Origin of the sequence: Paenibacillus sp. ACRRY (genome assembly GCF_022346995.1) — a bacterium.
Taxonomy (GTDB): domain Bacteria; phylum Bacillota; class Bacilli; order Paenibacillales; family Paenibacillaceae; genus Paenibacillus.
The window spans coordinates 772,374-787,402 of the sequence record NZ_JAKRNM010000001.1 but is presented as its reverse complement, the minus strand read 5'-3'; the positions used below and the strand labels follow the sequence as shown (position 1 = coordinate 787,402).

Sequence of the window (15,029 nt, the reverse complement as noted above, 5' to 3'; positions counted from 1 at the left end):
TTAATCAAATCATTTACTGATTATATTTATTTCAATTCCTGTTCAATTGCTTCTTGTGCTTCATCCAGCGCTTCCTTCACGTCTTGGCCATCCTCAAAGATAGCATTCAAGGTAACCGTATTGAAGATATTGCCGATGGTCGGTGAAGCTTTAACGGACTTGATCGCTCTAATTTCGTCCTTGATTTCATTCAAAGTATCAAATGCATTTGTTTTAAAGTATTGGACGTATTCATTATCAGGGTTTTTCGTTACTGCATCATCTTGCCATACTTCCATGTTGATTGGGTCAAATCCAAGTGTATTCCAGATTTCAGTCGTAGCTTCTTTCGAAAGCTTGGCAAAGGCTACAAATTCTTTGGCCAACTGAACGTCTTTACCATTCTTAGTAACAACTGTGCCAGTACCCCCTAAGCCAACAGAACGAGGATTACCTTCTTCAAATACAGGCAATGGAGCAATTGCATACTTCCCTTTAAGGTCCTTCATTTCGTTTACAAAGCGGGACATGTACCATTCAGGCATTAATGCGCTTGCGTAGTTGCCTTTGTTGTATTCGCCTTTTGCTTCTTCTGTGTCGGGTTGACCGCCAGGGATCGTATGAATAACATTGTTCTTCTGCAGATCGACTAACATTTCATACGCTTTAATCATTTCAGGCGAGTTCACTTTTGGATTACCATTTTCATCTGTAAAATCAGCATTTTGCTGAGCTAGCAGAAGCGATGCTTGCCACGTAGCTGATGTATCAGCAGTACCTAAGTACTTGCCAGTCTTTTCATAAACCTTGATCCCTGCTTGTTTGTAATCTTCCCACGTTTTGATTGTTTTGTAGTCAACACCTGCTTGTTCGAGAATTTCAGTGTTGTAGAAAGCAAGCGTGGCACCTACGTGATAATCAAAGCCATAAACCTGGTCGGCTTTGGAGTAAATCTCGACACGTGAAGGAACAACAACGTCTTTGTATGGTGCAAATACATCATTCAAAGATTCCAGTGGAACGTTGTCACCTTCCAGGAATTTAGGGAATTGACCCAGCTCGATATCCGTGATATCAGGAGCACCTTTTCCGCTTGTAACTGCCAATAAGAGCTTGTTGTGCATATCATCGTAAGGCATGACCGTTACATTCAACTTAATCTGTTTGTCTGGGTTCTCTTGGTTCCATAACCCCAGCATTTTATCCAAATGCTTACCGTGCAAATCTACGAAGGTCCAAAATGACAATTCTGTTGCATTCTCACCGGCATTAGCGCCTAATTGCTGTGTTTCCGTTTTTGAATCAGAAGGTGCACCACAGGCTGTAAAAACAAGTGACATAATAAGGACTGTAACGATGGAGATTATAGTACTGCGTTTTTTCATTTGTTCGTCATCCTCTCTTTTTTGGTTATGCATTTGAAAAGTCGGCTGACTAGTTAGTTCTATTAATTTAAGCGGGTTCAATTTACCTAGGCACCACCACCATCCTTAACATAAATTCTAACCGTTCAAAGAAAAGACCCCTTCGCAACAATTTCTCAAATACCATATTGTAAGCGCTTTACATGCCGTATTATAATATAGATGAAATATGCTTTATATAACCAATTGATTATAAAATCATAAAGTTTATGGGGAGATGCAACTTTTTGAAAAAGCTGGCGCTCTACAAACAAATTCGAGAAGATATTCTTCAAAAAATTAAATCAGGGCAGCTTCGGCCAACGGACCGCATTCCTTCTGAGCAAGAACTAATGGACGAATTCAGAGTAAGTAAAATAACCGTCAGGAACGCCCTAACCCTGCTAGCTGACGAAGGCTTAATTATACGCGTTCAAGGCAAAGGCTCATTCGTCTCTTCTAGTCTTCTTGTTTCCAGCATCAAGTCTCCGCCATCCCCATGCAGCGCGTCCTCCATGCCGCTCATCGGCTTCATCATTCCGACGATGAGGACCCGTGTCATTCAGAAGCTCGTTGACTACACGGAACAATTCCTGCATGAAGCCGGTCTCAGCATGATCCTAAGCATCACGCGCGAGTCCTCCTCTATTGAGTCAAACGTCATTCGTACACTAACAGAGCTCGGTGTGAAGGGGCTGATCGTTTTTCCGACAGAAGATGAGAAGTACAACGAATCATTACTGCGTCTGTCGCTCGACAAATTCCCGTGTGTGTTCATCGACCGCTATCTGCGCAACATTGAGACGTACACCATTACTTCCGACAATTACGGCGGTGCTTACAAGGCTGTCTCCCATTTGCTATCCAAGAGTCATCAGCAGATTGCGCTCATCTCACCTGAAAATGCCAATACAGCCGTCGAGGATCGCACGCTCGGCTTCGAGCAGGCGTACACAGATCAAGGCATCTCGATTGACAAGAGCTTGTGGTGTCACATCCCTCTCGACATTCTACGCGGCGAGCAAGCATTGGACTATGTTAGCGACTTCTTGCAGGACCACAGTGGAATTTCGGCAGCCTTCTCGCTCACTGAAGAAACCGCACGTCTTACATCGGCCGCGATCAGTCGTCTGAACGATCACTCAAATATCGTTTTGCTATCTTTCGATAATCCACATCTTTCAGGCGTAGCTTATGTGCAGCAGGATGAACAGGAAATGGCACGAACGGCCGTAAAGCTGTTACGTGAACAAATGGAAAATATTTATTCTCCTAAGAACGCCGTCATTCCCGTACAACTCATCTTCCCTTGACACGACAAACGTTGCAGCCAGACGATAGATGAACTGGGCATATTAATTGGATTTTACCGACGACATTTTTCATAATTGTCTGCACAGAAAAGCTAGTTCATGATACAAAAAAACTCGCTCAAGCGAAGTTTCAATTCATTCTACTTATATCGCCACATGATTCCATCATAGTACTATTTAGATAATTAACTAATCCGAAATGACACAATGTTCTTGGCCTCAGCTTGGGACAAGACTTGGTTCCTTAAATCAAAAAAGCCGCTATAATAGCGACTTCAATGGGATCATGTTCTTGTCCCTCGACTAGTAACTCGATGTTCGTTCACTTAGCTCGATTTGTTTGTTTTTATGTTCCCCTTCCTTGCTTTTTCTTTTAAATACTGTGCTCCGGTAATACTTTCTTATTTGCAGTGATAAATCATTCGTGCTTATTTGATTCTTATCATGGGTGCTCAACACGCCAGACATTGAGCTGCCTTTGTATTTCAACCCGCACATCGTCCAAACCCGCCTGCTTGAGCTCCTCGTTGAACTTGGGCAGCACCATATCCACATCCACACTGCCTGTCATCAGGCTCGAATAGTACTTTTCCCAAACCATTTTTATGAGATTGACCTGAATAGACACTCCGGATAAATCCGGCGTGAATCCGAGCAACTTCGATTTGACGTATTCCGCATTGGCCGCACGGTACTGATCCCACTTATCCAATGGATCCGGATATTCTCCACCAATCGTTTTTAGAATGAACCAGTTTCCCTGCGTATACTGCACACCTTCATATCCGACTGGCGCAACCGGATCGTCACTTTCTTCAGACGTTTTTAGCAGCACTTGTCCCTTTTCATCCAGCGTATAATGCACACCTTCGATACCGTAATTAAACAAATTACGGATCTCGGGGTCTGTGTTGAGTAGATTTAAAAATTTAACGCTCTCAAGCGGATGCGCTGACTTTGCGTTTACCGCCATAATCCCGCCCCGAACAGATTCTGTCGTAATCAGAGCAGGCGTCACGGGATGAGAGACGACCTTGTAGCCGCGATCCTTACTCCAACTGTTTTCCGAAAGCGGACCTCCTCCTGCAGATTTCCAGAAAACTTTTTGTTCACGTTTGAGATTTTGGCTCTCCCGTAAGGCAGCGTCCTCGTTGATATAACCCTTCACGTAAAAGCTTCGGATCGTATCCAGCACCTCTCTAGCTTCCTTAGTCTCAAATATATTGATAACCGGCGCGTTTGGATCCAGGGAACGCACCATGAGAGGCAGTGGTTTGTCCAGCACATATTCGTAACCGTACATAGCGAAGAAGTTTTGAGAGTCTTTGTCCAGCTCCATCGTCTGATAGGAAGGTTCTTTGTCCTTGATCATTTGAAGAAGGGGTTCCAGAGACTCCAGGGTGTTATACTTCGTAATGTCAATGCTATACTTTTGGACAAGCGCTTCTGGATACATCCACTGCATACGAACCGCGAGCTCCTTATTCGTTGGCACGCCGTAGATGCCGCCGTCTTCCATGCGTACACCCTGCCATAATATAGGGTCGATCGTATCGTACATATCCTTGCCAATACTGGATAAATAGCTGTCTAGTCTTAACCAAGCCCCCCGTTGAACGTAGCTTGAGTAATCTGTGGTAAAGGCGATGTCAAAAGGGGTCCCCGTTGAAATTAACGTATTGATCCGGTCGTTGTACTCCTGCCATCCAATCTTTATATATGTAATGGTGACTCCAATTTTCCTAGCCAACACCTCGTTGATTTTATCGTTAACCATCTTCAGATCCGGATCAGAATTGCCGAGCGTATAGTAAATCAGATTCACCGTTTCGATATCGTCAGCCTTCTCACTCGTGTCCAAACTTGAGATACAGCCAGACAAAGGCAGCGCCAACAACGTTGTAATCAGGACAACCTTTACAAACGTGTTCCGGATACATTGTTGTATCATTTTGCACTACTCCTTCCTCCGCAGATCAGAAGGCGATTTGCTGAAGTAAGCTTGGAAATGCGTATAAAAGTAGTTCAGATTGGCATAGCCGACGGACAGAGCAATTGTCGAAATTTTCTCGTTCGTTGCTTGAATACGATCTCGTGCACATAACATCCGGTAAGCCATAAGATACTCCGAAAATTTCATCTTCGTTTCCTTCAGAAACAGCTGTCCAAGATAAGTGCCGTTCATGCGAAACCGATTCGCCAACAACTTGAGATTGAGATTTTGGTCGTATTCAGCTCTAACCATTAACAGAATGCGGTTGGTCAGCTTAGACAAGCTGTCATAGCGTACTTGCAATATGGGATCTATATCACGTTGGTCCAAATTGCTTCTCTCCAGCGTACCATTCAAATCTTCGACGATGACCCTTTCAACCAGAGCTTGAAGCTTTGCACGCTCAACGGGCTTGAGCAGATAATCCTTAACCCCGCAATGAATTGCCTCCAGGGCGTATTCGAACTCGCCATAACCACTCATCATGATATAGGTCGTCGGTAGCCGCAATTTATTAAGCTTGTGAATGGCGTTATAACCGCGCTCCTTGCCGATGCAAACGTCAAAAATCGCCAAGTCCGGCCAGAACTCCATGGCCTTCGTTAGTGCATCATCATAGGTTTCGCTGGTCTCGATCTGACTAAATCCATGCATTTCCCAGTCCAGCGTTCGCTTGATTCCTTCCAGGATTAAAGGCTCGTCGTCAACGATCAGAAGCTTGTACATACATTATGCCTCCTTCACAATAGTTAAGGTGATTTTGACACCAGCTTCCACGTTATTTTCAATTTGCATGGTAAAGCTCTCTCCATAGAAAAAACGAAGCCGTGTATACACGTTGCGCAAGCCAATGCTTTCCTCTGCAAAATCCCCCACAATAGACAGATTGCGGCGTATATCGGCCAATCGATCTTCCGAGATCGAGTTCCCGTTGTCTACGATATCCAATACATATGAGTCGGCATATTCCGAGCCGTTCACAACAAGCAAATTAAACTCTTCGTCTGAATGGAATCCGTGAACGAAAAAGTTCTCCGCGAGCGGCTGCATCCAGAACTTAACGGTAGGCAGAGACAGTAATGCCTGATCCACATTGATTTGATAATAAAACCTGTCAGGATATTTAAATTCCATGATCTTTAGGTATTTCCCCAGCAAATCCAGCTCGCTTCCCAGCAGAATGATATCTTCGTTTTTCACGATTTCACGGTATAAAGAGCCTAGTGTAGCCACTGCTTCCGCTGTATCGACCGCGCGGCCTGCCAGCGCGAAAGATCTAATAATTTCAAGTGTGTTATACAAAAAGTGAGGATTAATTTGATTTTGAAGCGCTTTCATTTCAGTCTCCTGCTGTTTCAGTTTCAGTAAATATTCCGTCCGTATATGTTGGTTAAGCTGAAGTGTCATATCGTCGAGTTCCCTAGCGATCATTCCGTACTCGTTCTTCCGATAGCGTGTCGGACTAACTGGCGTGAAATTGGCTGATTTTACACGTTGGATGGAATAGATAATCCGTTGTAGAAAACCTGCGTCCTCACGGAGATTGTAGCCGATTAGCAGGAGAAAACTGACCATAGCCGCCAAGAAAATGAAGAACACGATAAGCAGCATGCCGGATTTTTGCTGAATAAGGACGGACATGTCTACAATGCTGACCATTTGGTAGTCGTAAGCATTCGATGAATGGGTCACATAAAACACGCGGTCCAGCTTACCTAACTGCATAAACCCTTTGCTACGTTCGTTCGATGCCACCCTTCTGAATAATTCCTGTTTGGCGCCGTCTCCGGTGTTCAAGAGGTAGACATCCCCAGCTGTACTGACGACTCCTGTCTCAATCCACCGATAGTTTTGCACATCTTTAAATAATACATCACTGCTGACCAGAAACCGGAATTCACCGAGCTGGCGTGAAATTTGCTTTTCGTCCAGCAGCTGTTTTCGGATGACAAACCCTCTTTGAATTGTCTCTCGAAATATGTCATCCGTGTTAGGCAGATTAAATAAGAAGCTCGTGGCTCCGTTACTAGCGAAACGCAACACATTACCTCTTTCCTCGGTATGTAGGCTCACCTGGAGGATATCTTCCTGACCATTGCCAAGAAAAGCTTTCACGTCTTCTGGAAACGAAGCAAGAGGTTGATCGTAACGGCTATTCTGAAGTCTTGCCGTCAGATAGCCTTCCGCGCTATTAGCGAGAAAAAAGCGAACATCTGTCACTAGACCATTATTAGAGTATACTCGCTGCAAATAGGCTTCGATCCGATCAGAATCATTTTGAAGCATACTTTCAACTCTGGAGAAGGCATCTGCGGCTTGATTTTGAGCATTCTCTAACCACTGCTGCAGCAAAACAAGCGAAGTCAATATGCTCAAAATCAGACCCATGAATAACGTAAAAATCGTATAAGCAATAAATTTACGACGGTAGATTTTAATTTGTAAAAAGGAAAACATAACGCTCTCCTTAACCGTTGGATTATATTGAGACTTATAGTTTTACCATATAGCTATTTGTAGAACAAATCAATCACTTATAAGCGCTCGAAATGAATGCAAAGTCTCTATAAATCTGAAAACCCGAACGGCCACAACGAATCCGCTCGGGTTATTGTTTCTCAAAGATTACGATTTGAAATATGTGTTGATCTGTTCTTGTGCGGCTTCCATGATCTTATCCATGCCGGCTTTCTTCAACTCTTCTATGATTTGCGGTATTCGCTTCTCTGGATCCGATGCGCCAGTAATCAGCTCATAACTGTATTTATTCCATACAGCCTTTACATTGGCTACTTCAGTACCGAGTTCACTAATATCTAGTGCAAAACCAAGTATCGAAGATGACGTCGCCGCCTCGTTCAGCTTGCGGACCTGATCCCACTGATCTTCAGGTGCTCCCTTCGTAACTGCCATGTTGAAGAATGTGCCTTGGGTATAGGCGGCTAGCGGCCACGAATCCGTTTTCCGTTCAACCGTATTGTCGTTTACATAATCAAAATCAACACCCTCTTCACCATAGGCAAGCATATTACGAAGCTTAGAATCGGTGTTGACCAGTTCCAGATATTTAAGCGCTTCTTCCTTATACTTCGAATTGGCGGAGATTGCGTTCATGGATCCTTGGATCGTGCTGGTTGTATAGATTGGACCCAAAATTTGAACCATGTCGTATTTCTCAATGCCTGCGGAAATTTGCCAGTTCACTTCCGCACCAGGGAATGCTTGAGCGCTGAAGAACGGGCGATAAGGGTCAGCTTCGATTTTGGTCGGCGCGTCAGGATTAATGATGCCGTCATTGTACCATTGATGCATGAGCTTCAGCTTCTCCTGGATATCCGATTGTTCCAGAACGGAAACGACTGTACGGGACTCATCTTCGGCCTTCACACCGATCGGCTGAAAGCCCAAGGTCATATCGTCATAGTCATTAAAGAAGCCGCTAATCCCTTCGCCCTGAGTCAGGGAGAGCGGGTAGAATCCCTTGCCTTCGCCAGCCTTGATGTCTCGGAATGGCTTATCCAGATCCTGCAGTGTCTTGATGCCCGCTAGGTCGATGTTATACTTTTGAACGAGTGCATCGTCAAACACCCAGTACTGGGTTAAAGAAGAATCCTTATATGTTGGAACAGCGTAAATCTTGCCCCCGATCCTCGTCCCGTCCCATACCATTTCTGGGATATAGCTGTTCAGGTCTGGCACCGTATTTGGCACAAGGTCAGTAATATCCGTAAATGCGCCCATGTTGACCTGCTGGCTGTATTTTCCGTTATTCGTAAACATGATGTCGAAAGCTTCGCCGGAGTTTACAATTGTATTGATTTTGGTGTCCCAATCGCCCCAGCTGGCAACACGGAGATCAATTTTCACACCAATTTTTTCGGCCGTATACTCGTTTATCTTTTCGATTGCTTGGTCGAAATTAGCTGGCACTTGTCCACCGATCGTCCACCATACCAGCGTAGGCACCTCACCGGTAGCATTCGTTTCCTGGTTTTCCGCCGACGTGTTGTTTGCCGCATTATTGTTGTCTGTACCGGAACAGCCTGCCAAACCGATAATTGCCATCGATATAGCTCCGATCAAAAGCGGTGCCTTTAACCATGTTTTAAACCGTGCTCTCATTCTGTATTCCCTCCCTTAAGTTATCACGCTCTGATCCCGTGGAAATATGATAAACCTGGAAATCCAGATTTATTTCGGGTTAACCCTTGACTGCACCCACCGTCAGACCGGAAATAAAGTATTTCTGGAAGAAGGGGTAGGCCAGTGCGACAGGCAGTACGATAATGATCGCAACAGCCATACGGGCTGATTCTTTGGGCATGGTGGCTACAAGTTCAGCATAGCTTATGCCCATTGTTGAAGCGTTCTTAGCCAGCGCGTCAACGTTACTCATCAGGCTGTTCAGCAGTGCCTGCAGTGAATATAAGGCTTGGTCGTCAATGTACAGCATCGATTGAAACCAATCATTCCAGTACGAGAAGCACAGGAATAGGCCAATCGTCGCTAGAACAGGAAGTGAGATTGGAAGCACAATCGTGAAGAAGATGCGGAATTGCCCTGCTCCGTCGATCTCTGCCGATTCAATCAGCCCGTCGGGAATGGTCGTTTTAAAAAACGTTTTACAAATGATTACATTGAAAGAGGAAACGGCTAAAGGCAGAATCAGCGCCCAGATGGTGTTACTTAATCCCAGCATCGTTGAATTGATGTAATAGCTAGAGACCAGGCCCCCATTAAAAACCATTGGGATGAATACGATCCACGTCAGCAGTCCTTTTAGCTTAAATTGTGGGCGAGACAACGCATAGCCCATCGTTGTGGTGAGCAGAACACCGATCAGCGTGCCTACTAACGTAACGAATACGGAGACACCGAGCGCACGTATAATCATGGAGCCCTGCTTGACGATATAGTTATATGATTCAGCCGAAAATGCTGATGGCAGGAGTTGGTAGCCAGTCTCTCGAATGGAAGCCTCGCTAGACAGTGAAATGGACAACACCACGACAATGGGTACTACGCATAACAAAGCCAGAATAATAAAGATCAGATGAAAAAAAATGTTGGTTCCTTTGCCGACTCGGTTGAACTTATCAAGACCGGAATCGTAGCTAGTTGGTGTTGACATTTTCCCGTCTCCTCTCTAAATCAGCGCGCTTTCTGGATCTACTTTACGAACAATCCAGTTTGCAAATAGGATCATTCCGCAGCCCAGTACAGATTGCATGAAGGCAGAAGCGGACGCCATACCAACCGTAGCGGTTTTGAGCTGTTTGTATACGAGCACATCTACCGTCGTGGTCACATTGTAAAGAGAATTGGAATCTCGCGGCACCTGAAAGAACAAGCCGAAATCTGTGGAGAAGATACCTCCGACCGACAAGATAAACATCAGCACAATAACGAATTTCATTAAGGGAAGTGTAATATACCATGTTTGCTGCCACTTGCTAGCTCCATCAATGACGGCCGCTTCGTAATAGGTCGAATCCATACTGGTGATTGTTGCCAAATAGACAACCATACCGTATCCAAGACCTTTCCACATATTCATAAATACAAGGAGATAAGGCCAATATGAAGGTTCCATGTACCAATTTTTGGGATCTTGATTAAAATGGGTCAGAACTTGATTGGCAATCCCCTTGTCATAGCTGAGAAATGCCCAAAGTACTGCGGAAACGACAACCCAAGAAAGGAAATACGGCAGAAACATCATCGTCTGATAAACCTTAGCTGCCTTGCGGCTGTGAAGCTGCCCGACCATCAGTGCAAGTGACACGGGAACGACAATACCCAGAACAATAAAGATAATGTTGTAACCGATTGTGTTTCGAATTACGATCCATACGTCGTTCGAACTAAACAGGAATTCAAAGTTTTTAAAGCCAATCCATTCGCTGTTTATCACATTGCTGAGAAAGTTTCCGTGAATCTTGAAGTCTTTAAAAGCGATAATGACACCGAACATCGGCAAGAAACTGAACAGAATGTACCAGATCGTGGTCGGAAGTGCGAGCAGCGTGAGCTCGGTATCATGCTTGCGCCAGCGGGTTCGTATTCTTTTTCGGGTGACTTTTGCTTTCATATCTTCTTCCCTTCTTCTTGTAGTAATGACTGAAGAGCAATCTTCTTTAGTCTCCTCTCCATTTGGTAACGCTTTCAATGATTGCGATTAAATCTGTCCCTAAAGGCTGAACTGCCCTCAATTAATTGTTATTCTATGTAAATCAATGAATGATTCCTAGAGCAAATACGCAAGACTATAGTCAACAAACAATAGGTCTGGTTATTATTTTTGTGATTATCTAATTCACTTACATTCACGAGAGCTTGAATGTTTACCATCCGGGTCAAGTATGGGTTCTTCCCAAGAAGCTCCGACTTCTAACGGTAGTTAAGTCGGGGTAGGTAGCTGAATAACCACTTGACTGTACATTTACCTGTCTTCTTGAGAAATTACAAAGTAAAAAGCGAGCTGCACGTAAATAACGTACACTCGCTTTTGGCTTACTTTATATAGATCTAATTGTTTACCTAATATCCCTTGCCCAAACAGAAATGAGCTTTTCATCAGAAAAACTAGTCGGATTCATACTGCTCGGTAGGACATCCAGTGCCCTTGCGACCATGACTCCCATCGCAGCTCGCGAAATTGGTGCGTTAGGACGGAATCTGCCTCCTGGATAACCACATAGAATTCCTGCTTGTACTTCATGGGCAATGGCCTATTCCTAATAGATCATTCAAGCTTCCAATTCAAGGTGCATCTTGGCTTCCGCCTCATCCCAAGGCACCGAGTAACCCGCCCCCTTGGCGCAAAAGATGGAGGTAGATGTATATAGTGGGTCTGCCCCTTTGCGGTAGCCCATCCGCTCTATGACTTCCTCCGTATTGTGGCAGCGGTCGTAGCCGCTGAACACGCAGCGGATGCTGCCTCGTCCATGCGTAAAGGATGCAAATTCGGCACTGTAGTTCATGAAAGTAGACACGGGCACCCTGCCCGTAATCACCGCTTGAGTTCCGACTGTCTCCGGCGGATTAAAAATACCTGAAGCACGCTGAATATCGGATAGCACCCTGCCCATTTCATCGATAGCGACTTTGATTTTGAAATCGTAAAAGGGCTCCAGCAGCACGTTGTCCGCTTTCTCCAGACCCTGCCTTAGTGCTCGAAAGGTAGCCTCACGAAAATCGCCGCCATGGGTATGTTCTTTATGCGCACGGCCTTTCAGTAGCGTGATGTTCACGTCGGTGACAGGCATGCCGGTCAGCAGTCCGTTATGCTCCCGTTCGTAGAGGTGATTCCGAATCAGATTCTGATAACTGACATTCAGATCATCAGCATGACATCTGCTATCGAACGTGATGCCAGTGCCTCTTTCTCCCGGTTCAATCTTCAGATGCACTTCCGCATAATGTCTGAGCGGTTCGAAGTGGCCATACCCTTTCACAGCCGATTTAATGGTTTCCTTATACAAGATTTCCGGTTGTCCAAAAGCGATAGTAAAGTCAAACCGCTCTCTTACAAGCTGCTCCAGCACTTCCAGTTGAATCAATCCCATGACTCGGATAGAAATCTCCTGTAATTTCTCATCCCAAACGACGTTCAGAGACGGCTCCTCTGCCTCCAGTGTGCGGAAAGCACCCAGCACCTTCTGTACATGTATCGAATTGTCGAATAATACCCTCGATTGTAATGTCGGTTCCGAATCGTAGGCTAACTTGTCTGTGATCGCCCCAAGGCCTTGTCCGGTTTCGGCGGCGGACAATCCGGCAACTGCAAACAAATCGCCAGCTTCAACTTGTTCCACGGGCTGCGATTTAAGGCCGTTAAATAGGAAGAGCCGCGTAATTTTTTCGTCATATTGAATCCCGCCGCTTTCATAACTAAGCTGTTCTCTCACCTTCAACCGACCACCTAGTGCCTTAATGAACGTGAGTCTCACTCCGCCTGCATCATGCCGAATTTTATAAACCCGCCCCTGGAACAAAGCATCGTCGTCATATGTGCTTGTCGTCAGCAGATGTAGCTGATTCAGAAATTCAATGATGCCTGTGTCCTGAAGCGCAGAGCCGTAAGCACAGGGAAAGAGAAGGCCCGCCGCTATCATCCTCTGCATGGCCTCCAACCAGAAGCCAGAATCATCTTTCCCCTCCAGAAATGCTTCCAGCAAAGCTTCGTCCCGCTCTGCCATAGTCTCACGCAGCGGCTCGTCGATTATGCCGTCAGTGATACCCTGTGTAATGCAACATACTTCACCTGTCAACTGCTGACGGATATCCGCCTCCGTTCTGCCTGCATCCGCTCCGATCCGATCCGTCTTGTTGATGAAGAAAAACGTTGGCACCCGATGCTTGCGCAGCAGCTGCCAGACTGTCTCCGTATGGCCCTGGACACCTTCAACTGCGCTTACAATCAGAATGGCATAATCAATGACCTGAATCGCTCGCTCCATCTCCGGGGAGAAATCGATATGTCCTGGCGTGTCTATTAAATAGTAGCTGTCTCCTTTGTACTCTATTACCGCCTGATCTGCGAACACGGTAATGCCCCTTGCCCGCTCGATGTCGTGGCTATCCAGAAACGCATCCTGATGATCCACCCGCCCTCGTGACCGGATACTGTTCGTATGGTACAGCAGCTGTTCCGCAAATGTTGTTTTACCTGCATCCACATGGGCGAACAGGCCAATCGTTAGTCGCTTCATCAAATCCCACTTTCAACATTTCTTGTTTTTACTGCTCGTTTCATTAAAGCATAGAACTCGGGAGCGTGGGTAGAAATAAGACTGGAGAGATTTTTATTGAACTAACGTTTCCCGTTAGTTTAACACTATAACCTCATCCAGTTGATTAGTCGTGTTGAACAGAATGTGCTTCAACAAATGTTACTACGTTAGGAGTAAAATCTTTCATTGATTGGAAATAGGTTCGCTGTGGTTTAACTAATTCAATATGCCTTTCGAAACTTGAACGTTTTCTTGTTACATCATTTTCTTTTCTAAGCGTAATTCATTTATTTCTATGTAAAGGAGAAAGTTACTTTTTGGGAATTTGTTCCAAAGGTTATTCATATAAGCTGAAGTTGTACGCCCAGCTTTACCCGAGAGGTTAGCCCGTTTGCTTAACAAAAATAGCCGATGGTGTTCATCGGCTGCTTCCTTGCTTTTATTTAGCTATCGTTCGAATTGTTGGATATCACTTTTATAAAGTTTGTTATCGGATATTGATGCAGTACAGTACTCCACCCACTGTGCTTTTTCTCAACCTTGCGGATTTTGTATTCACTTTTTTTGAGCGAAGTTTATTTTAGCTCCCGAGAAATTCTTTTAATTCTAACAGGTCATTAGGAATTTTCCAATTGCAGTATTCTATACGCTGCTTCTTATCTTCCTCGCGATAACGGTAAACTTCTACCCCCATAAGTAAGGTCAAATATAGGTTGTACATATACAATCTAATCCTATCATTGCGTGTAAACGTAAATGGTTTTCCGGATATTAAACTGTAGTTCTCCATGAAGGTTTGGCTTTTTAATACATCGCCACAGATGGTTGCACTAGAGATAAATTCGGCATAGGGGTCACCAAAAAATGCACGCTCATGGTCGATCATAGCATCAATATGGTATTCCCCATCTTTTTCAGCCAGCATAATATTTTTACTCCACATGTCGAAGTTCACAAGAGAAGGCACCGTAATCTCATTCAGAATTTCCCATAGCGGTTCAAATGCACTCATAATGGCGTCGTATGGAAGGTCTAGCCCTTGCTCGCGCCCATCCTGAATCAATGAAATCATCATCCCCTGGAAGGCTGAGCTCCAATCCGGGAATTGAAACTTCTTATCGTCCTTTATATATCCAAAAAAATCACCTTTAACGTTGTGAATCGCAGCCGTATACCTCGCAAGTTCAGCAATTAATTTCTCCTTATTTTCCGGCGTGATCTGTTCTTCTAATTTCATCCAGTTGCTTCCCTGAAGCTTCTCCATGAAACAATAATCAAAATCGACTAACGATTTGCTAAAATCTTGTGTAATAATTTTGGGAATGGGAACAATTGTATCTTCTAAAAGGCGATAAACAAGCACCTCTGCACGCATGATATCTCGCTCATAAGTAAGCACATATTTTGACGATTGCACACCTGTCTTCAGAACCAATTCTTTAAACCCGTGTACACCTTGCCCGGTAAAAGATACGACATATATGGCGTTAAACCAACCTTCTGTCAATTCCGTAATATGTTCAACCACAACTTCCTTCCCAAAATTTTCTCGAACAAGCATCTCGATCCTTTCCCGTGACAAAATACTTTTCGTGTTACTAATCAT

General features: G+C 44.6%; 11 protein-coding genes. 1 reads left to right on the top strand and 10 read right to left on the bottom strand.

Translation table 11 applies throughout. From position 1 onward, the window contains the following. Window positions 1-26: 26 nt before the first annotated feature. On the bottom strand, window positions 27-1,364 hold the full coding sequence (locus MH144_RS03350; protein WP_239297660.1) for an ABC transporter substrate-binding protein: 1,338 nt from the start codon (window positions 1,362-1,364) through the stop codon (window positions 27-29). 266 nt (window positions 1,365-1,630) lie between these two features. On the opposite strand from MH144_RS03350, the gene MH144_RS03345 reads away from it, so the two are divergent. Further along, window positions 1,631-2,695, top strand: coding sequence for a GntR family transcriptional regulator (locus MH144_RS03345; protein ID WP_239297659.1), 1,065 nt, complete (start codon window positions 1,631-1,633; stop codon window positions 2,693-2,695). A gap of 442 nt (window positions 2,696-3,137) precedes the next feature. Here MH144_RS03345 and MH144_RS03340 read toward each other — a convergent pair whose 3' ends face one another. The 9 genes from MH144_RS03340 to MH144_RS03305 all read right to left on the bottom strand — a co-directional run bounded on the left by MH144_RS03340 (window position 3,138) and on the right by MH144_RS03305 (window position 15,029). Beyond that, window positions 3,138-4,646: an ABC transporter substrate-binding protein gene (locus MH144_RS03340; RefSeq protein ID WP_239297658.1), complete on the bottom strand. Its 1,509-nt coding sequence runs from the start codon at window positions 4,644-4,646 to the stop codon at window positions 3,138-3,140. A gap of 6 nt (window positions 4,647-4,652) precedes the next feature. Further along, window positions 4,653-5,414, bottom strand: a complete 762-nt coding sequence (locus tag MH144_RS03335; RefSeq protein ID WP_239297657.1) for a response regulator transcription factor — start codon at window positions 5,412-5,414, stop codon at window positions 4,653-4,655. 3 nt (window positions 5,415-5,417) lie between these two features. Further along, window positions 5,418-7,145, bottom strand: coding sequence for a sensor histidine kinase (locus tag MH144_RS03330; protein WP_239297656.1), 1,728 nt, complete (start codon window positions 7,143-7,145; stop codon window positions 5,418-5,420). A 168-nt stretch (window positions 7,146-7,313) separates the two neighbouring features. Then, window positions 7,314-8,810, bottom strand: a complete 1,497-nt coding sequence (locus MH144_RS03325) for an ABC transporter substrate-binding protein (protein WP_239297655.1) — start codon at window positions 8,808-8,810, stop codon at window positions 7,314-7,316. A 79-nt stretch (window positions 8,811-8,889) separates the two neighbouring features. Continuing rightward, the gene (locus tag MH144_RS03320) at window positions 8,890-9,819 is read right to left on the bottom strand and encodes a carbohydrate ABC transporter permease (protein ID WP_239297654.1); all 930 of its coding nucleotides are present in this window, start codon (window positions 9,817-9,819) and stop codon (window positions 8,890-8,892) included. A 15-nt stretch (window positions 9,820-9,834) separates the two neighbouring features. Then, the gene (locus MH144_RS03315) at window positions 9,835-10,779 is read right to left on the bottom strand and encodes an ABC transporter permease (protein ID WP_239297653.1); all 945 of its coding nucleotides are present in this window, start codon (window positions 10,777-10,779) and stop codon (window positions 9,835-9,837) included. Between the two features lie 445 nt (window positions 10,780-11,224). Beyond that, a complete protein-coding gene (locus MH144_RS31075) occupies window positions 11,225-11,416 on the bottom strand; it encodes an S-layer homology domain-containing protein (RefSeq protein WP_481857337.1) in 192 nt (63 codons plus the stop codon). Between the two features lie 21 nt (window positions 11,417-11,437). Further along, entirely contained in the window at window positions 11,438-13,402 is a 1,965-nt protein-coding gene (locus MH144_RS03310; RefSeq protein ID WP_239297652.1) for an elongation factor G, read from the bottom strand. A 601-nt stretch (window positions 13,403-14,003) separates the two neighbouring features. Continuing rightward, window positions 14,004-15,029, bottom strand: coding sequence for a phosphotransferase family protein (locus tag MH144_RS03305; protein ID WP_239297651.1), 1,026 nt, complete (start codon window positions 15,027-15,029; stop codon window positions 14,004-14,006).